At 68.5% G+C, this 17,066-nt stretch carries 19 protein-coding genes and 1 pseudogene; 18 read left to right on the top strand and 2 right to left on the bottom strand.

Going from position 1 to position 17,066, the window contains the following annotated elements:
- Positions 1–10 precede the first annotated feature (10 nt).
- Positions 11–1,303 (bottom strand): bifunctional alpha/beta hydrolase/OsmC family protein, encoded by a 1,293-nt coding sequence (locus UAA55_RS09535; protein ID WP_322952459.1) that lies wholly within the window; start codon positions 1,301–1,303, stop codon positions 11–13.
- A 137-nt stretch (positions 1,304–1,440) separates the two neighbouring features.
- Here UAA55_RS09535 and UAA55_RS09530 point away from each other — a divergent pair, with 137 nt between their 5' ends.
- From UAA55_RS09530 to UAA55_RS09465, 15 genes and pseudogenes are all read left to right on the top strand, one after another.
- Entirely contained in the window at positions 1,441–2,298 is an 858-nt protein-coding gene (locus UAA55_RS09530; RefSeq protein ID WP_322952458.1) for an ABC transporter permease, read from the top strand.
- Between the two features lie 3 nt (positions 2,299–2,301).
- A pseudogene (locus tag UAA55_RS31280) lies at positions 2,302–2,744 on the top strand (ATP-binding cassette domain-containing protein); the annotation flags it as partial.
- Between the two features lie 18 nt (positions 2,745–2,762).
- Positions 2,763–3,230 (top strand): hypothetical protein, encoded by a 468-nt coding sequence (locus UAA55_RS31275; RefSeq protein WP_416235210.1) that lies wholly within the window; start codon positions 2,763–2,765, stop codon positions 3,228–3,230.
- Positions 3,227–4,405: an acyl-CoA dehydrogenase family protein gene (locus UAA55_RS09520; protein WP_322952457.1), complete on the top strand. Its 1,179-nt coding sequence runs from the start codon at positions 3,227–3,229 to the stop codon at positions 4,403–4,405. The genes UAA55_RS31275 and UAA55_RS09520 overlap by 4 nt, the downstream gene beginning before the upstream one ends.
- A 27-nt stretch (positions 4,406–4,432) precedes the next feature.
- Positions 4,433–5,557 carry an LLM class flavin-dependent oxidoreductase gene (locus UAA55_RS09515; RefSeq protein WP_322952456.1) on the top strand — a complete coding sequence of 375 codons (1,125 nt, stop codon included), beginning with the start codon at positions 4,433–4,435 and terminating at the stop codon, positions 5,555–5,557.
- On the top strand, positions 5,554–6,519 hold the full coding sequence (locus UAA55_RS09510) for a D-isomer specific 2-hydroxyacid dehydrogenase family protein (RefSeq protein ID WP_322952455.1): 966 nt from the start codon (positions 5,554–5,556) through the stop codon (positions 6,517–6,519). Before UAA55_RS09515 ends, UAA55_RS09510 begins: the two co-directional genes overlap by 4 nt.
- Positions 6,520–6,553: 34 nt before the next feature.
- Positions 6,554–7,543, top strand: coding sequence for an ABC transporter substrate-binding protein (locus UAA55_RS09505; RefSeq protein WP_322952454.1), 990 nt, complete (start codon positions 6,554–6,556; stop codon positions 7,541–7,543).
- Between the two features lie 375 nt (positions 7,544–7,918).
- Positions 7,919–8,179 carry a carboxymuconolactone decarboxylase family protein gene (locus UAA55_RS09500; protein ID WP_322952453.1) on the top strand — a complete coding sequence of 87 codons (261 nt, stop codon included), beginning with the start codon at positions 7,919–7,921 and terminating at the stop codon, positions 8,177–8,179.
- 43 nt (positions 8,180–8,222) lie between these two features.
- Positions 8,223–8,402, top strand: a complete 180-nt coding sequence (locus UAA55_RS09495; RefSeq protein WP_322952452.1) for a carboxymuconolactone decarboxylase family protein — start codon at positions 8,223–8,225, stop codon at positions 8,400–8,402.
- Positions 8,402–9,289, top strand: coding sequence for a sigma-70 family RNA polymerase sigma factor (locus tag UAA55_RS09490; RefSeq protein WP_322952451.1), 888 nt, complete (start codon positions 8,402–8,404; stop codon positions 9,287–9,289). The genes UAA55_RS09495 and UAA55_RS09490 overlap by 1 nt, the downstream gene beginning before the upstream one ends.
- 118 nt (positions 9,290–9,407) lie before the next feature.
- Positions 9,408–9,794, top strand: coding sequence for a hypothetical protein (locus UAA55_RS09485; protein WP_322952450.1), 387 nt, complete (start codon positions 9,408–9,410; stop codon positions 9,792–9,794).
- Between the two features lie 164 nt (positions 9,795–9,958).
- On the top strand, positions 9,959–12,193 hold the full coding sequence (locus UAA55_RS09480) for a TonB-dependent receptor (RefSeq protein WP_322952449.1): 2,235 nt from the start codon (positions 9,959–9,961) through the stop codon (positions 12,191–12,193).
- 258 nt (positions 12,194–12,451) lie between these two features.
- The gene (locus UAA55_RS09475) at positions 12,452–12,670 is read left to right on the top strand and encodes a hypothetical protein (RefSeq protein ID WP_322952448.1); all 219 of its coding nucleotides are present in this window, start codon (positions 12,452–12,454) and stop codon (positions 12,668–12,670) included.
- Positions 12,671–12,785: 115 nt separating this feature from the next.
- Complete coding sequence (locus tag UAA55_RS09470) at positions 12,786–13,409, top strand: cysteine dioxygenase family protein (protein ID WP_322952447.1); 624 nt, start codon at positions 12,786–12,788, stop codon at positions 13,407–13,409.
- Positions 13,409–15,049 carry a rhodanese-like domain-containing protein gene (locus tag UAA55_RS09465; RefSeq protein ID WP_322952446.1) on the top strand — a complete coding sequence of 547 codons (1,641 nt, stop codon included), beginning with the start codon at positions 13,409–13,411 and terminating at the stop codon, positions 15,047–15,049. The genes UAA55_RS09470 and UAA55_RS09465 overlap by 1 nt, the downstream gene beginning before the upstream one ends.
- A 12-nt stretch (positions 15,050–15,061) precedes the next feature.
- On the opposite strand, the gene UAA55_RS09460 is transcribed toward UAA55_RS09465, so the two are convergent.
- Entirely contained in the window at positions 15,062–15,391 is a 330-nt protein-coding gene (locus UAA55_RS09460) for a zinc-binding dehydrogenase (protein ID WP_322952445.1), read from the bottom strand.
- A 179-nt stretch (positions 15,392–15,570) separates the two neighbouring features.
- Between UAA55_RS09460 and UAA55_RS09455 the strand changes: the two genes are divergently transcribed.
- The 3 genes from UAA55_RS09455 to UAA55_RS09445 all read left to right on the top strand — a co-directional run bounded on the left by UAA55_RS09455 (position 15,571) and on the right by UAA55_RS09445 (position 17,004).
- Positions 15,571–15,963, top strand: coding sequence for a CBS domain-containing protein (locus tag UAA55_RS09455; RefSeq protein WP_322952444.1), 393 nt, complete (start codon positions 15,571–15,573; stop codon positions 15,961–15,963).
- Positions 15,964–15,967: 4 nt separating this feature from the next.
- The gene (locus tag UAA55_RS09450; protein WP_322952443.1) at positions 15,968–16,591 is read left to right on the top strand and encodes a UdgX family uracil-DNA binding protein; all 624 of its coding nucleotides are present in this window, start codon (positions 15,968–15,970) and stop codon (positions 16,589–16,591) included.
- Between the two features lie 185 nt (positions 16,592–16,776).
- The gene (locus UAA55_RS09445) at positions 16,777–17,004 is read left to right on the top strand and encodes a con-10 family general stress protein (protein ID WP_322952442.1); all 228 of its coding nucleotides are present in this window, start codon (positions 16,777–16,779) and stop codon (positions 17,002–17,004) included.
- Positions 17,005–17,066 lie beyond the last annotated feature (62 nt).

Below are 17,066 nucleotides of genomic sequence, written 5' to 3'. Positions count from 1 at the left end.
TCCGCCCGCATCAGGAGGGCTGGTCGTCCGGCTGCTCCTCCACCAACAGCGTCTCCACCTCCGACGCGCGCGTCAGGGTGATGTCCACGGGGCAGCGGTTGGCGATGGACAGCAGCTTGGCGCGCTGCTCCGCGTCCAGGGGGCCTTCCAGGGTGATGGTGCGGGTGAACAGGTCGGCGGGCGTCTGGTCTGGTCGCTTGGTGTGCACCACCCGTGTCTGGGCGCGCACCAGGGGCAGGCCCTTGCGCTCCGCATACATGCGCATGGTCATGGTGGTGCAGGCGGCCAGGCCCGCCGACACGAAGTCGTAGGGGGCCAGGCCGCTGTTCAGGCCGCCCACGTCCACCGGCTCATCTGCCAGGAACTGGTGCGAACCGCTGCGCATGGCCAGTTGATAGCGGCCGCGGCCCGTTTCCGTCGCCAGCACGCCTTCCGCCTCGCCATGCGGGTCCGGCGTCTCCCCCTGCTGCGGCAGGTAGCGGCTGGCCCAGGCGGCGATGACGGCGGCCGCGTAGTCGGCGTCCGCCGGGCGGGTCAGCAGATGGTCGGCGTCGTCCAGCGAGACGAAGCTCTTGGGATGCTTCGCGGCCACAAAGATGCGGGTGGCGTTGTCGATGCCCACCGTCATGTCGCCCGGGGCGTGCAGGATCAGCAGCGGACGGCGCAAGCGGGCGATGCGTGTCGCCAAATCCTGTTCGCGGGCATCATCGACGAAGCTCTGGCGGATCACGAAGGGGCGGCCGGCCAGGTCGACCTCGGCCTCGCCCTCCGCCTCGATGCGGTTCAGCGCCTCCGGCCCGAAGGTCTGCAGCACGTGGGCCACATCGGACGGGGCGGCGATGGTCACGACGGCCTTGACCGTGGGCATGTCGCCGGCGGCGGCCAGGGCCGCGGCCCCACCGAAGCTGTGGCCCACCAGCAGGCTAGGCGGCATGCCCGCCTGGGTCATGGCCCCATACGCGGCGAGCAGGTCGTCGACATCGGCCGCGAAGCCGCCGTCGGCGAAGCCACCGCCGCTTTTGCCCAGCCCGGCGAAGTCGAAGCGCAGCACGCCGATGCCGGTCATGGCCAGGGCGCGGGCCAGCCGCGTGGTGGCCAGGCTGTCCTTTCCGCAGGTGAAGCAGTGGGCGAAGATGGCCCAGCCGCGCGGCGTACCCTCCGCCGCCTCGATCCGGCCGGACAACCGGTACCCCTTGGCGCTGTCGAAATCGAACTGCTGGCTGGCCATGGCGGCCTCCCTTCCCTCTGCCTGCCGTTCTTGTAGCACCGCCAGCGGGGCGATGGCCAAGCCGTCCACCGCCATGCAACGAAATCTCCATGCTTGAGAATTTTCAAACATTCACAGCATGAGAAGTCCATTGCCGGATTAAAATCCACGACATTTAATGGAGTTTACCGATCAGAGATCACCATATTTCACATGTAGAATGAGGTGCGGCCTTGTCCCTGACCCTCGACGCTCCGCAGGACGCGGCATTGTCCGCCGTCTCCCGGCCCGCCCCCCGGCCCGTTGGCGCCCCGCTGATCCGGTGGGTTCTGACCCGCCTGGGCAATTCCCGCTGGACCGTGCCCCTGGCCCTGGTCCTGGCGTGGGAACTGGGGTCGCGGGTCGGCCTGGTGCCCTCCCGCGTGCTGGCCGCCCCCAGCGCCGTGCTGGCCACCTTCTGGACCCTGCTGGCCTCGGGCGAGCTGGTGTCCAACCTGCTGGTGTCGCTGGTCCGCGTGGCTACGGGCCTGGGCATCGGGGTCGGTGTCGGCACGGTGCTGGCCGTCCTGGCGGGCCTGTTCCGCCGGGGGGAGACGCTGGTCGATCCCCTGATGCAGATGCTGCGCACCTTGCCCTTCCTGGCGCTGGTGCCCCTGTTCATCGTGTGGTTCGGCATTGGCGAGGTGCCCAAGGTGGCGCTGATCGCCCTGGGCGCCGCCTTCCCCACCTACCTCACCCTGTTCTCCGGCATCCGCGCCATCGAGGCCAAGCTGGTGGAGGCGGGGCGCAGCTTCGGCCTGTCGCGGCTGGAGCTGATCACCAACGTGGTGCTGCCGGGGGCCGCCCCGTCCTTCCTGGTCGGCCTGCGCTACGCTCTGGGCCATGCCTGGCTGAGCCTGGTGGTGGCGGAGCAGATCAACGCCTCGGCCGGCCTGGGCTACCTCATCAACAACGCCCGCGACTTCATGCGCACCGACATCATCGTCGTCTGCCTGGGCGTCTATGCCGTGCTGGGCCTGGGCACCGACTTCCTCGTCCGCCTTCTGGAGCGCCGCCTGCTGGCCTGGCGCCCCACCTTCCTGGAGCGCTGAACCATGGCTTCCAACACCGCCCCTCTCACAGCTGCCCCCTTGACCGCCGACAGTTCCACCGTGTCCAGCGACGCCGCGGTTCGCGTGCGTGGCTTCAGCCGCCGCTTCGGCGACGTCACCGTGCTGCGCGATCTGGACCTGGACATCGCGCCGGGTGAGTTCGTGGCCCTGCTGGGCCGCAGCGGCTCGGGCAAGACCACCCTGCTGCGCACGCTGGCCGGCCTGGACGCCGCGCCGGCGGAGCAGGTGTCCACCCCCGGTGCCCGCGCCGTCGTGTTCCAGGAGCCGCGCCTGCTGCCGTGGAAAAAGGTGTGGCGCAACGTCACCCTGGGCCTGAAGGGCGGTCGCACCCGTCTGCAGGCCACGGCGGCGCTGGAGGAGGTGGGCCTGGGCCATCGCGTCGACGCCTGGCCCGCCACCCTGTCGGGGGGGAGGCGCAGCGTGCCGCCCTGGCCCGCGCCCTGGTGCGTGAGCCGCAACTGCTGCTGTTGGACGAACCCTTCGCCGCCCTGGACGCCCTGACCCGTTTGCGCATGCATCAGCTGGTGCTGTCGTTGTGGCGGGCGCACCGTCCGGCCGTGCTGCTGGTCACCCATGATGTGGACGAGGCGATCGCCTTGGCCGACCGCATCCTCGTGCTAGCCGATGGCCGGCTGGCGGTGGAGGAGAGGGTGACCCTTGCCCGCCCGCGGGAGACGGGGCCGGAGTTCCAGGCCCTGCGCCGCCGCCTGCTGGGCCATCTGGGGGTGGAGCATCCGGCGCCGCGCGACACGGCGCCCCTGACCTTCATCCCGCCCGCTGCCGGCTTGCGCCCCGGCTGGAACCGGGCGGCTGCCGTTAATGGTCACGCTGTCAACGGTCACGGCGGCCACAACGGTGTGCTCAATGGCGGTGCCCATCACGGCGCCCCGCTGGGCGGGGGCCTGTCATGACGGCGGCCCTGCGCCGCGTGGAAGCGGTGGAGGAGGGGCGCCTCGACGGCCCGGCCCTGGACGCCGTGCTGGCCGAACTGACCGCCGAGTTCGCCGCCGGTGCCGCCGCGCATGACCGCGCCGGCAGCTTTCCCTTCGAAAACTTCAGCAGCCTGCATGCCAAGGGCCTGCTGGGCCTGACGGTGGGGCCCGCCTGGGGCGGTGCCGGCGCCGACCTCGCCACCACGCTGAAGGTGGTGCGGGCGGTGGCCAAGGGCGACCCCGCCACCGCCCTGGTGCTGGTCATGCAGTACCTGTTTCATGCGTCCGTCGATCAGCGCGCCGTGCCCGACGCGCTCTACGACCGGGTGGCGCGGGACGCGGTGGAAAACGGCGCCCTGATCAATGCCCTGCGGGTGGAGCCTGACCTGGGCACGCCGGCGCGCGGCGGCCTGCCGGCCACGGTGGCGCGGCGCACGGCGGACGGCTGGTCCATCAGCGGGCACAAGCTCTATTCCACCGGCATCCCGGCCCTGACTTGGCTGCTGGTCTGGGCCCGCACCGATGAGCCGCAGCCGCGTGTCGGCGGCTTCCTGGTGCACCGCGACAGCCCCGGCATCCGCGTGGTCGAAACCTGGGACCATCTGGGCCTGCGCGCCAGCGGCAGCCACGACGTGATCCTGGAGGATGTGCCCACGCCGCTGGACCATGCGCTGGATCTGCGGGCGCCCGGGGTGGCCGGGCCGCGCGACGCGCTGTTCGGCGCATGGGCGGCCGTCCTGACCGCCGGCATTTATGATGCGGTGGCGGAAGCGGCGCGCGACTGGCTGATCGATTTCGCCCGCCAGCGGGTGCCCAGCAACCTGGGCGCCGCCCTGTCCACCCTGCCGCGCTTCCAGGAAGCGGTGGGAACCATTGACGGCCTGCTGCTGTCCAACCGCGCCCTGCTGGCCGCCGCCACGCGCGGGGAGACCAGCGCGGTGGAGGCCGGCCTGGTCAAGCATCTGGTGACCGAGAACGCCATCCAGGCGGTGGAGACGGCGGTGCGCCTGACCGGCAACCCCGGCACCACCCGCCACAACCCGCTGGAGCGGCATTACCGCGACGTGCTGTGCGGCCGCATCCATACCCCCCAGGCCGATGTGGTGCTGGTCGGCGCCGGCCGTGCCGCCTTCGCCGCCGCCACCCCCTCCTGAAGCTCCCCCTCCTGAAAGGGTTCCGCCATGTCCAACACCTTGCAGTTCATCGGCTTCATCGGGTCGCAGGATGGGTCCGAGACACGGCCCGGCAGCGGCCCCGTCATCGACCGCGACTATGTCGGCACCGTGGCGCGAGCCCATGAGTACGCCGGTTTCGACCGGGCGCTGATCGCGCACTCCAGCGCCTCGCCCGACGGCTTCCAGATCGCGGCCTACGCCGTGCAGCAGACGGAACGGCTGAAGATCCTGCTGGCCCATCGCCCAGGCTTCGTGGCGCCCACCCTGGCCGCCCGACAGCTGGCCTCGCTGGATCATTTCAGCCAGGGCCGCTTGGCCGTGCACATCATCACCGGCGGGTCGGATGAGGAACAGCAGCGCGATGGCGACTTCCTGAACAAGACGGAACGCTACGCCCGCACCGACGACTACCTGGACGTGGTGCGCAAGGTGTGGACCAGCGCGGCGCCCTTCGACCATGACGGCCCCTATTACAAGTCGCGCGGCTCGCAGTCGTACGTGAAGCCCGTCAACGGCACGCTGCCCATCTATTTCGGCGGATCGTCGGACGAGGCCATCGCCGTGGCTGGCCGTCACGCCGATGTCTACGCCCTGTGGGGCGAGCCCCTGGACGACGTGCGTGAGACCATCGCCAAGGTGCGCGCCGCTGCCGCCCTGCATGGCCGGCAGGACCATGTGCAGTTCAGCCTGTCGCTGCGTCCCATCCTGGGGCGGACGGAGGAGGAGGCCTGGGCCAAGGCCGACCGCATCCTGGAGCAGGCCAAGCAGCTGCGCGCCACCCAGTCGACCTTCCGGCCCGTGCGTGCGGGAGAGCCACAGAATGTGGGCTCGCAGCGTCTGCTGGCGGCGGCCGCGGCCGGCAAGGTGCGGGACAAGCGCCTGTGGACGGAGATCGCCGCCCTGACCGGGGCCCAAGGCAATTCCACCAGCCTGGTGGGCACGCCGGAGCAGGTCACGGAATCGCTGCTGGACTACTATGACCTGGGTGTGCGCACCTTCCTCATCCGGGGTTTCGACCCGCTGGTGGACGCTATCGAGTATGGCCGCGACCTTATTCCCTTGGTGCGCCAGGCGGTCGCGACCCGGGAAGCGGGCCACGGGGCGGCAACGACGGCGGTGGCGGCCGAATGAGCCCCATCCGCGTGGCCAGCCAACTGGCCGAGCCCATCAATGCCGAGGTGGCGCGGCGGGTCAGCGCCGCCACGGGGGAGGGGGCGGTCGAGCTGATCACCCTGCCCCGGGGGGTGCCGTCCGAGTGGCCGCGCGACGCCGATGTCTTCGTGGCCGCACCCTTCCGCCGCGCCGGCGGCGACCTGCCGGCCCAGCCGCCGGGCTGGCCTTTCAACCTGCGCTGGGTGCAGCTGATCTCCGTCGGCATCGACTTTTATCCCGACTGGCTGTTCGACGGGCCGGTGGTGACGGCGGCCAAGCGGTCGTCCGCCACGGCCTTGGCCGAGTTCTCCCTGGCCGCCATTTTCGCCGCCGCCAAGCGTTTCCCCGACATCTGGATCCGCCAGGCGGCGGACTGGCAACCCACGCCCCTAGGCCTGGTGGAGGGCGCCACCCTGGGCCTCGTCGGCTTCGGCGGCATCGGCCAGGCCTTGGCGCCCAAGGCCCTGGCCCTGGGCATGAAGGTGTTGGCCATGCGTCGCGGGCCCGGCGACCTGGGGGTGCCGGGCGTCGAACGGGTGGATGGCGTGGACGAGCTGTTTGCCCGTGCCGACCACGTGGTGCTGGCGGCCCCGGCGACGGCGGAGACGCACCATCTGGTGAACGCCCGGGTGCTGGCCACCGCCAAGCATGGCTTGCATCTGGTCAACGTGGCGCGGGGCGCGCTGATCGACGACCAGGCCCTGCTGGCGGCGCTGGCCGACGGCCGGGTGTCATTGGCGACTTTGGATGTCACGCATCCGGAACCATTGCCGGACGGCCACCCCTACTATCGCCACCCGAGCGTGCGCCTGTCCCCCCACACCTCCGTTTTCACGCCGGACACCCACGCCAACCTGGCGGCCAAGCTGACCCACAACCTGATCCGCTTCCGCCGGGGTGAACCGCTGGAAGATGTGGTCGACCTGACGCGTGGGTATTGAGGACGCGCGGGCCACTGAAGGAAAGACCGAACCCATGATGCTGATATCGCGCCGGTCCGCTCTGCGGGGCCTGGCGGTGGGGGCGTTGGGCCTGGGCGCCCTGAACCTGGCCGCCTGCGGCCGCAAGAAGGACGCGGAGCTGGCCGGCGTCACCCTGCGGGCCGCGACCTACCGGGGCAACCCGGACTCCTTCTTCGAGCAGGCAGGCGTGGCCAACACGCCCTACACCCTGGAAACGGCGCAGTTCGCGGGCGGCAATTTGATCGCGGAGGCGATCAACGCCCACTCCCTGGACGTGGGCGGAATGAGCGAGATCCCGCCCATCTTCATCGCCGCCGCGAACCCCCTGGTGCGCATCGTCGCCGTGCTGCAGGGCGACGTGAACAACCAGGTGGTGCTGGTACCCAAGGACAGCCCGCTGCAAGCCACGGCGGACCTCAAGGGCAAGCGCGTGGGCTATGTCCGCGCTACCACCTCGCAATACATGCTGCTGAAGATCCTGAAGGAACAGGGGCTGACATTCGCCGACATCACGCCGGTGGCGCTGTCGCCGCAGGATGGTCTGGCGGCCTTCAACCAGGGCAGCCTGGACGCCTGGGTCATCTATGGCGTGGTGGTGCAACTGGCGCGCGAGGGCGGGGCCCGGGTGCTGACCACCGGCTTGAACCGCCTGTCCGGCAACTACTTGGTGGCGGCGTCCAAGGACGCGCTGGCCGATCCCTTGAAGAAGCGGGCCATCGCCGATTACCTGCAGCGCTATGCCAAGACGCTGGCCTGGATCGAGGCTGACTACACCCGCTGGGCCCGCATCCGGGCGCAGCTGACCAGCATTCCGGAGGCCGCCTACCTTCAGGAATACCGCGAGCGCAGCGCCGGCTACCGCCTGCTGCCGGTCAGCGACGCGGCCATCGCCTCGCAACAGGACGTGGCCGACACCTTCGCCGCCGCCGGCGTCATCCCCGCCCCAGTGGATGTGCGCCCGCTGTGGGACGACAGCCTGCATGAGGTGCTGGCGAAACTCTAAAAGGCGCTTGATTGCGGGATCATATGATCTGCGGTATTTTCTGAGGACAACCGGAGGGAGGTGCTAGCTCCCCCCGGCGCCTTTCACCTCCCCAGTTTCAGTTCAACGGTCACGCCGAGGAACCGGAAGCGGATATAAAGGAAGAAGGATCGGATGAGCATCCAATTTCCTTTCTTCCTGTGGCGGGGAGGCGGCCCATTCGCCCCCTGACCACAGGAAGATATTCATCGAGAATCCCAGATATTCCACAACCTATAGGTTGCTCTCTCAGCATCTGGCGTGTGGGTGCGAATTTTTTCGACCGCCATGTCACACGGCCATGAAGCCATCTCGTCTTTGGGTCATGCGATGACGCATATCCTGAAGGAGATGAAGATGAGCACGCACGCCCCCCGCCTGAACAATGTCTTCAAGCTGGCCCCGGACACGATCAAGGCCATGATCTCGGTGGAGGCCGCCATCAAGGCCAGCAGCTTGGAACCCGCCTTGCTGGATCTGGTGAAGATGCGGGCTTCACAGATCAACGGCTGCGCCTTCTGCCTGCACATGCATGCCACCGAGGCCCGCAAGCAGGGGGAGACGGAGATGCGCCTGTACTTGCTGAACGCCTGGCGGGAATCCACCCTGTACACGTAACCGGGAACGCGCCGCCCTGGCGTGGACCGAGGCGCTGACCCGCGTGGCCGACACCAGCGCGCCGGATGCGGACTACGCGCTGGTGAAGGCCAACTTCACCGAGGCGGAGCAGGTGCAGCTCACCCTGGCCATCGGCGCCATCAACCTGTGGAATTGCCTGCAGGTGGGCTTCCAGGCCGGTCACCCGCCGGTCGCCGTGCAGGCCACCGGGGCGGCGGCCTGATGGATGGGCGGGAAGCCACCGCGATCTTCCAGACGCACCGCCCCCGGCTCGTGCGTCTGGCCTACCGCATGCTGGGTTCCCTGGCGGAGGCGGAGGACGTGGTGCAGGACGCCTACCTGCGCTGGTGTCAGGCGGACCACGCCACGGTGGACGTTCCCGCCGCCTTCCTGTCACGCATCGTCACCCGCTTGTGCCTGGACACACTGAAATCGGCCCGGGTGCGGCGGGAGACCTATGTCGGCGCCTGGTTGCCGGAGCCCCTGGCCGGCAGTGACGAGGACGCGGGCGAGGACGACCTGACGCTGACGCTGATGATGGCGCTGGAGCGGCTGTCGCCGCTGGAACGGGCGGCCTTTCTGCTGCACGACGTCTTCGGCGTGGGGCTGGACGAGGTGGCGGGCACCCTGCGCCGCGATGCCGCCGCCGTGCGTCAGCTGGCTGTGCGCGCCCGCCGCCATGTGCAGGAGGCGCGCCCCCGCTATCCCGTGGCGCCGGAGGAGGGGGAGCGCATCGCCCAGGCCTTCTACGCCGCGTCCCACCTGGGAGATGTCGACACGCTGCGCGGCCTGCTGGCGCAGGACGTGGTACTGCACGCCGACGGCGGCGGCAAGGTGAACGCCTTCCGCAACCCGATCCGCGGGCTGGAACATCTGGTCCGCATGTTCGGCAGCCTCCACACCAAGGGCGAGTTCCAGACCGCCGTCTTCATCCGTCCCCTGCGCATCGACGGCCTGCCGGGCTACGTCAGCGTGGAGCGGGGGGCCGTGCTGCAGACCACGGCCTTCGAGATCGAGGATGGCCGCATCACCGCCATCTACATCACCCGCAACCCCGACAAGCTGGCCCGCATCGCGCAGGCGCTGGGAATGGCGCCCGGGACCCCATAAAAGAACGAAGCCGCATCACGACGTGATTTGCGGAGGTTCGCGCTTAATCGGGCGGACGCTTGCGTCATGGTCGCTTTCCTTGCATCCTCCCGTCGCAAATCCAGGGGAGTTTTGCGCCATGACCCATCGCATCCTGATCGTCGGCCAGGACCCCGACACCGTAGACTACACGGCACCGGGGATCATCCCGGGCATGACGGCCGACAAGGTTCGCGCAGGCGTGACCGCTTCCAAGCAGTCGCTGGAGGGCCAGGGCTACATCTGCGACAACCTGTATGTCCAGCCCGCCCCCGCCGTGGCCGAGACGGAAGTCACTGCCGCCTTGTCCCGCGGGACCTATGACGTGGTGGTGATCGGCGCCGGCATCCGTAACCCGCCGGCCAACTTGGTCCTGCTGGAAACCGTCCTGAACACCATCCACCGTGCCGCCCCCCACACCCGTATCGCGTTCAACACCCGGCCCGACGATACGGACGCGGCGGCGGTGAGGTGGCTCGGGCGATAGCGCATCGCCGGCAGGACCCACTCGGGCTGCGGCGGGTGTGGTATTGGCAGAATTCACAGTCATTTGACGGCCAATCACTAATCACATAAGCAAATCTCGTTTTTATGAAACTGTGAAATACGCCAAACGAGTGTTTCCCCATTCGTTTCGCGGAGCACTCTTCCATGGTTCGCCGGGCCTCGTTTTCCCCCGTTGCCGTTTCCTCGTTGCTGCTGGGGACTGCCCTGTGCGCGCTGACGGCATCCGCGTCAGCTCAGACGGTCCCGGCGCCGGTGGCCGGGGTGGCGCCGGACCTGGACGCCAGCGGCGGCGGCATCGCCGACATCGTGGTCACGGCGGAAAAGCGCCAGACGCGGCTGCAGGAAACGCCCATCGCCCTGTCTGCCTACACCGGCGACGCCATCGCCGATCAGCACATCAGCACGGTGCGCGACCTGGCCGGCCTGGTGCCCGGCCTGACGGTGCCGCGCGGCGGCATCACCCCGACGACGCAGCTGTTCTTCCTGCGCGGCATCGGTGAGACCGACCCCATCTTCGACCCCGCCATCGCCCAGTACGTGGACGACGTCTACATCCCGCGCTCCATCGCCGCCTCCCCCCTGCTGGCGGAGCTGGAGCGGGTGGAGGTCCTGCGCGGGCCACAGGGCACGCTCTACGGCCGCAACACCAGCGCCGGCGCCATCCGCTATATAACGCGCGATCCGAATGACGAGGTGCGCCTGGCGGTGGATGCCGGCGTCGGCACCTGGGGTGCCTTTGAGAGCCATGGCTACGTCTCCGGTCCCCTGATCGCCAACAAGCTGTACGCCAGCCTGGCCTACGGGCACGAGCAGCACGACGGCTACACCCACGATCCCACCATCAACAAGGACGTGAACGACCTGAACGTGGACAGCGCCCGGGCCAAACTGCGGCTGCAGGCCACCGACGACCTGGACATCCAGCTGACCCTGGATGCCAAGCGCGACCGCTCCACCACCGCCTATTACACGCCCAGGAACCAGCCGGGCGGCGGCTTCGATCCGTCGCTGTCCTTCGCGGAGCCCCAGCCGCAGAACAACTCCAACTCCGGCGGGGCGGCGCTGCGTATCACCCAGACCCTGGGTGACAAGCTGACCTTGAAGTCCGTCACCGCCTACCGCCTGTTCGGGCAGGCGCCCGTCACCTACGACAACGACGGCGAGGCGGCGGTGAAGCAGGTGAATTTCATCCGTTATTACGAGAACGAGCTGACGCAGGAATTCCAGGCCAACGGCAGCTGGGGCCCGCTGGACTTCACCAGTGGCCTGTTCTACTTGCACGAAAATTTCTCCAGCGACCGCAACGGCTTCAGCTATCCCAGCCTGGCCAACCCGCCGCAGGACCAGGTGGGCAACACCAAGACCGACAGCTACGCGGCCTACGGCCAGGGTGACTATCACGTCACCGACAAGCTGACCGGCACGGTGGGCCTGCGCTACACCATCGAAAGCCGCGACTTCACCTACCGGCAGTTCGATGACACGCTGACCGGCACGCGCATCACCGACGCCGCCGGCAACCCCATCGTGCCGGCCACGGCCACCAACAAGGCCGGCGCCTTCCAAACCAAGTCGGACGCCACCTGGTATTCGCTGACGCCCAAGTTCGGCGTCTCCTACCAATGGACGCCGGACCTCTTGACCTATGCCAGCTATTCCAAGGGCTTCAAGGCTGGTGGCTTCGACAACCGGGCCAGCGCGCTGATCAACGCCCAGCTGCCCTACCAGCCGGAAAAGGTCGAGACCTATGAGGTGGGCGTGAAAAGCCAGTGGTGGGAGCGGCGGCTGCTGGTCAACCTGGCACTTTACTACAACGACTACACGAACCTGCAGGCGACGGCGACCGATCCCGCCACCCTGCGCTCCCGCCGTCTGAACGCGGCGTCGGCCTATACCGAGGGGTTTGAGCTGGAGACCACCTTCCAGCCCTTCGATGGCCTGCGCTGGGACAATTCCGCCAGCTACACCCTGGCGCTGTACGACCAGTTCCCGAACTACGCCGGCATCGGCACCAGCGCCAGCGGCAACCGGCTGCCCTACGCCCCGCGCTGGACCTTCCGCACGGCCCCGACCTACACCCTGCCGCTGGCGGTGCCGGGCCAGGCGCAGGTGGGCGTGGACGCCCAGTACCAGACGCTGTCCTACGCCGACGTCGCCAACTCCTGGCAGGTGGCAATCCCGGCGCAGTGGAACGTCAATCTGTTCGCCAAGTACACGACGGAGGACGACCGCTGGACCTTCTCCGCCACCGTGCGCAACCTGGCCGACCGGCGACTGCCCCAGGGCGGCAGCTACTCCGCCTCCGCCGCCGGCACCGTCTGGACCTTCGTCGAAAGCCCGCCGCGCACCGTGTTCTTCAAGGTGGGGTATAAACTGTGAGGGGTATAAGCTGCAAAAGGACGGGGCCGTATTCTCTTCCTATGGTCAATGCCATAGCATATGGGACGCCGGATCGATCGTCATGCTGGCTGGTGGCCAACCTATTGGGTGACACTCAATACCGATGGTTGTGGCCACGACGATGAGTACATATACACCTTGAAAGTGAGGCGGTCGCTGTGGGGTCATTTGCGGGTAACCGACATTGAGCGCTGGAATCTCTAGGCACGGCAGATCCCAAACCTCAGAGGAGACGCCATGAACAGTGAAGACAAGCCTTTGGTGGAGCGCGATCAGCCCGCAGGTCCGCGGAGGGACTGGTCAGGTTTCTTTGCGGCGTTTGAGGGAGTGGAGATTCCGGAAGACTTCCTTTCCGTGTGGGAGCGGGGGCAGCGCGCGCACGATCGTGATCTTTTCCAGTGGCTGAGTCCTTCGTCAGACTTTCCTATTATGGTGATCGAAAATCGGGCTAAATAGGCGTTTCGCCTCGCGCCTGACCACCGGGCCTCAAGCCCAACTTCAGGAAAACTCGATTTCCCCGGCCCTGGTCCAGCCCCTAGGGTTGCTGTCCACCCACCGACGGAGGGACGAGATGAGCGAAACCACCAATCCCGAGGCGCCGGCGCGGCTGCGCGTCTTCATCGGCCGGCTGAATACGCTGGTGGACCAGCGCCTGCCCGAGGGCGCGTTGCTGGATCAGGCGCGGGACGCCCTGGCGGAACTGGTGGCCCAGGACGACTGGCTGCCGGCCGCGTATGCGGAACCCGATCCGGTACGCTACCGCCAGTTCCTGCTCTATGCCGATCCGGACGGGCGCTATTCCGTCGTCAGCTTCGTCTGGGGTCCGGGGCAGGAGACGCCGGTGCATGACCACACCGTCTGGGGCCTGGTGGGCATCCTGCGCGGGGCGGAATATTCCCAGCGCTTCGTCGTGGGATCGCGCGAGGAGCTGGTGGCCATCGGTCCCAAGCAGCGCTTGGAGGCTGGGGAGGTGGAGACGCTGTCGCCCCAGGCGGGCGATATCCACCGTGTCACCAACGCCCACCTGGACCGCACCTCTGTCAGCATCCACGTCTATGGCGCCGATATTGGCCAGGTGCGGCGCTGGGTCTACCCGGCGGAAGGGCCGCGCAAGCCCTTCATCTCCGGCTACAGCAACGCCGGCGCCACCCCCGCGTTCACCTTGTCTCACACGCGATCTTTGGAGCACGCTTGATGTCCTTCGCCACCGCCACCCCCGCGGACGTCCGCTTCGCCCTGATCGCCCGGCGCGAACTGGCCTTGCTGGACGTGCGGGAGGAGGACCCCTACGCCCAGGCCCATCCGCTGTTCGCCGCCAACCTGCCCTTGTCGCGGTTGGAGCTGGAGGTGCTGGACCGCGTGCCCCGGCGTGACACCGCCATCGTGCTGTACGACGCGGGTGAGGGCTTGGCGGAGCGGGCGGCGGCCACGCTGGCGGCCTTGGGCTACACCAACGTCCGCCTGCTGGCCGGCGGCTTGGAAGGCTGGCGCGCGGCCGGCCACGAGATCTTCCGCGACGTGAACGTGCCGTCCAAGTCCTTCGGGGAACTGGTGGAGACGGAGGCGCACACGCCCTCGCTGAGCGCCCCCCAGGTCAAGGAGTTGCTGGACGCCCGGGCCGACGTGGTGGTGCTGGACAGCCGGCGGTTCGAGGAATACCGCACCATGAGCATCCCCACCGGCACCAGCGTGCCGGGGGCGGAGCTGGTGTTGCGCGCCCGCACCCTGGCGCCGGACCCCGACACCACCATCATCGTCAACTGCGCCGGCCGCACCCGCAGCCTGATCGGCGCCCAGTCGCTGCGCAACGCCGGGGTGCCCAATCCCGTCTATGCCCTGCGCAACGGCACCATAGGCTGGACCCTGGCCGGCTTCGCGCTGGAGCACGGGCAGGAACGCCGCTTCGGCGCCGTGGACGATACGGACCAGGAAAAGGCCCGCCAGGCCGCCCGCACCGTGGCCTATCGCGCCGGTGTGCGCCGACTGCCCTATGCCGAGCTTGAGGCGCTGGAGGAGCCGGGGCGCACCCTTTACCGCCTGGATGTGCGCACGCCGGAGGAATACCAGGCTGGCCACCTGCCGGGTTTCCGGGGCGCGCCGGGCGGCCAGCTGGTGCAGGAGACGGACCATTCCGCCCCGGTGCGCGGCGCCCGCATCGTGCTGTTCGACACCCTGTCGGTGCGGGCGGACATGAGCGCGTCCTGGCTGGCCCAGATGGGGTGGGAGGTGCTGGTGCTGGACGATGTGCCTCCGGCGGCGTTGACCGCCACGGGGGCGTGGCGACCGACCCTGCCGCCGCTCCCGGCGGTGGAGGCCATCCCACCCGCCCACTTGGCTCGGCTGCTGGCCGAGGGCGGCATCACCCTCCTGGATGTGGGCCCCAGCCCGGCCTATCGCCGGGGCCGCGTTCCGGGGGCCCGCTTCATCATCCGCGCCCGGCTGACGGCGGATCTGCCGGCGGCGGCGCGCGACCAGACCCTCGTCGTGACTTCACCCGACGGTGTCGCCGCCCGCTTCGCCGCCGCCGACATCCAGGCGCTGGCCGGCCGGCCGGTGCTGGTGCTGGAGGGCGGCACGGCCGCCTGGTCCAATGCCGGCCTACAACTGGAAACGGGGCAGGGCACCTGCCTGTCCGCCCCCGATGACGTCTACCGCCGCCCCTATGAGGGCACGGACAACGCGGTGGAGGCGATGCAGGCTTACCTGGACTGGGAATACGGCTTGGTGGGGCAGTTGCGCCGCGACGGCACCCACGGCTTTTTCGTCATCCCGCCGTCGCGTGAAGCCCATGACACGCCACCGTCCCTGTCGCCGCACCTGGCGCAGGGGCACTGACAAGCCCCGATCTCAGGCGATCGAGACGACGATCTTGCCTTTGGCGCTGTGGTCTGTGATGCCCGCATGGGCCTCGGCCACGCCGTCCAGGGTGTAGGCGCGCGGGTCCAGGCGAGGCAGCAGTTTGCCCGCCTCGACCAGGGTGGTGACCTGCGCCAGGATTTCGCCATGGTGGGCGCGGTCCACGCCGGTCAGCAGCGGTGCCAGGGCGTGGCTGCCCCAGCCCAGCGCGCTGACAACGTGGCGAAAGCGGGCCACCGCCTGGAAGGACGCGTCCAGCACGGCGCCGCCGTTGGTGTCATACACCAGCTCGAACCCTTTGCCGCCGGTCAGCCGGTCCACATCGCGCCTCCGGGCCTTGCTCGACCTGATCGTCCAACGCCTGGCCAATTGAAGGCTTGGAGCCAACGCAGTTCTTCGGGAACACCCGTCCAGCCTGGCCGTTGATGGCGATAAGCCCGTTTGGCGTGGGCGAGGCTTCAACCCAGGCGAAGGAGTGTGCGATGCGGATCCAGGAAATCATGTCCACGAACGTGAAGCTGGCGACGCCGGATCAGAAGCTGCGCGATGCCGCGCGGCTGATGTCCGAATGCGACATCGGCGCCATCCCGGTCGGCCAGGGCGACCGCCTGGTCGGAATGATCACCGACCGCGACATCACCATCCGCGGCGTCGCCGAGGGGCGCGGCCCCGACGCCACGGTGGGCGAGGTCATGACCCCCCAGGTGTGTTACTGCTATGAAGACGAGGATGTGGAGCAGGTCTGCCACAACATGGTGAACATCCAGATGCGCCGCCTGCCCGTCCTGAACCGGGAAAAGCGCTTGGTCGGCATCGTCGCCCTGGGTGACTTGGCCCTGCGCGCCAGCGCCACCGCCGGCCGGGCCTTGAGCGGCATTTCCCAGCGGGACTGACGCCATGGATCGCGACCTGGCCGCCCTGGCGGCCGGCGCGGCCGGCTGCAGGCGGTGCGATCTCTACCGCGACGCCACCCAGGTGGTGTTCGGCGAAGGACCGGCGCAGGCGCCCCTGCTGCTGGTGGGTGAACAGCCCGGCGACCAGGAGGACAAGGCCGGCCGTCCCTTCGTCGGCCCGGCGGGGCGCATATTGGACGAGGCGTTGGCGACGGCCGGCCTGGAGCGCGGGGATCTTTACGTCACCAACGCCGTCAAACACTTCAAGCATGAGATGCGCGGCAAGCGCCGCATGCACCAGCGCCCCAACCAGGGGGAGGTGGAGGCTTGCCGATGGTGGCTGGACCGGGAGGTGGCGCTGGTCCAGCCCGCCGTCATCGTCGCCTTGGGCGCCACCGCGGCCCGGTCCTTGATGGGCCGCACCGTGGCCCTGACGCGCGAAGGGGGCCGGCCGCTGGCTTGGGCCGACGGGCGGCCCGGCATCGCGACGTACCACCCATCCGCCGTGCTTCGGGCCTGGGACGATGCCGCCCGCGCCCGCACCTACGACGCGCTGGTGGCCGCCCTGCGGCAGGCGCGGGAAATGGCGGGGAATGTGCCGTTGGTATTGAATAGAAATTCAATATAGACGTGCGCTTAAGCGAGCCTTTGGCTTGTCTATATTCATTGATGTCAATAGTTTTGAGAAAAAACTCGGAACCATGGGGCGGGGAAGGATCTTTATCAGTCATCCAGCGCATGAACCGTGCTGGACGCCTTGGACCACCGAATGGGCGCCAAGGCTAAGATCCCGAAGCAGAATGGAGTGATCCAATGGCTTCCAACACCTCGAATCGCGGCTTCGCGTCCATGGACGACGACAAGCAGCGCGAGATCGCCGCCAAGGGCGGCTCCAGCGTTCCGGATGAGAAGCGCAGCTTCTCCAAGGATCATGAACTGGCCGCCGAGGCCGGCCGCAAGGGTGGCCAGGCGTCGGGCGGCAATTTCGCCCATGACCGGGAACGCGCCTCCGAGGCTGGCCGCAAGGGCGGCCAGCACTAAGGACGCCGGCATGACCGTTCGTGAGTAACCCGTTCACAAGTAAGGGGGCCGGGCCCGTGGGT

The organism is Nitrospirillum guanabarense (genome assembly GCF_034653355.1).
Classification (GTDB): Bacteria; Pseudomonadota; Alphaproteobacteria; order Azospirillales; family Azospirillaceae; genus Nitrospirillum.
Note: the sequence above shows the minus strand (reverse complement) of the source record. Positions and strands in the feature narration are given on the sequence as shown.

What these genes read in the sequence shown, in the direction of transcription:
- UAA55_RS09535 (WP_322952459.1), bottom strand. Translation starts at nt 1,303, where the DNA reads ATGGCGGTGGACGGCTTGGCCATCGCCCCGCTGGCGGTGCTACAAGAA.
- UAA55_RS09520 (WP_322952457.1), top strand. Translation starts at nt 3,227, where the DNA reads ATGACGGCGGCCCTGCGCCGCGTGGAAGCGGTGGAGGAGGGGCGCCTC.
- UAA55_RS09515 (WP_322952456.1), top strand. Translation starts at nt 4,433, where the DNA reads ATGTCCAACACCTTGCAGTTCATCGGCTTCATCGGGTCGCAGGATGGG.
- UAA55_RS09510 (WP_322952455.1), top strand. Translation starts at nt 5,554, where the DNA reads ATGAGCCCCATCCGCGTGGCCAGCCAACTGGCCGAGCCCATCAATGCC.
- UAA55_RS09505 (WP_322952454.1), top strand. Translation starts at nt 6,554, where the DNA reads ATGATGCTGATATCGCGCCGGTCCGCTCTGCGGGGCCTGGCGGTGGGG.
- UAA55_RS09500 (WP_322952453.1), top strand. Translation starts at nt 7,919, where the DNA reads ATGAGCACGCACGCCCCCCGCCTGAACAATGTCTTCAAGCTGGCCCCG.
- UAA55_RS09490 (WP_322952451.1), top strand. Translation starts at nt 8,402, where the DNA reads ATGGATGGGCGGGAAGCCACCGCGATCTTCCAGACGCACCGCCCCCGG.
- UAA55_RS09485 (WP_322952450.1), top strand. Translation starts at nt 9,408, where the DNA reads ATGACCCATCGCATCCTGATCGTCGGCCAGGACCCCGACACCGTAGAC.
- UAA55_RS09480 (WP_322952449.1), top strand. Translation starts at nt 9,959, where the DNA reads ATGGTTCGCCGGGCCTCGTTTTCCCCCGTTGCCGTTTCCTCGTTGCTG.
- UAA55_RS09475 (WP_322952448.1), top strand. Translation starts at nt 12,452, where the DNA reads ATGAACAGTGAAGACAAGCCTTTGGTGGAGCGCGATCAGCCCGCAGGT.
- UAA55_RS09470 (WP_322952447.1), top strand. Translation starts at nt 12,786, where the DNA reads ATGAGCGAAACCACCAATCCCGAGGCGCCGGCGCGGCTGCGCGTCTTC.
- UAA55_RS09465 (WP_322952446.1), top strand. Translation starts at nt 13,409, where the DNA reads ATGTCCTTCGCCACCGCCACCCCCGCGGACGTCCGCTTCGCCCTGATC.
- UAA55_RS09455 (WP_322952444.1), top strand. Translation starts at nt 15,571, where the DNA reads ATGTCCACGAACGTGAAGCTGGCGACGCCGGATCAGAAGCTGCGCGAT.
- UAA55_RS09450 (WP_322952443.1), top strand. Translation starts at nt 15,968, where the DNA reads ATGGATCGCGACCTGGCCGCCCTGGCGGCCGGCGCGGCCGGCTGCAGG.
- UAA55_RS09445 (WP_322952442.1), top strand. Translation starts at nt 16,777, where the DNA reads ATGGCTTCCAACACCTCGAATCGCGGCTTCGCGTCCATGGACGACGAC.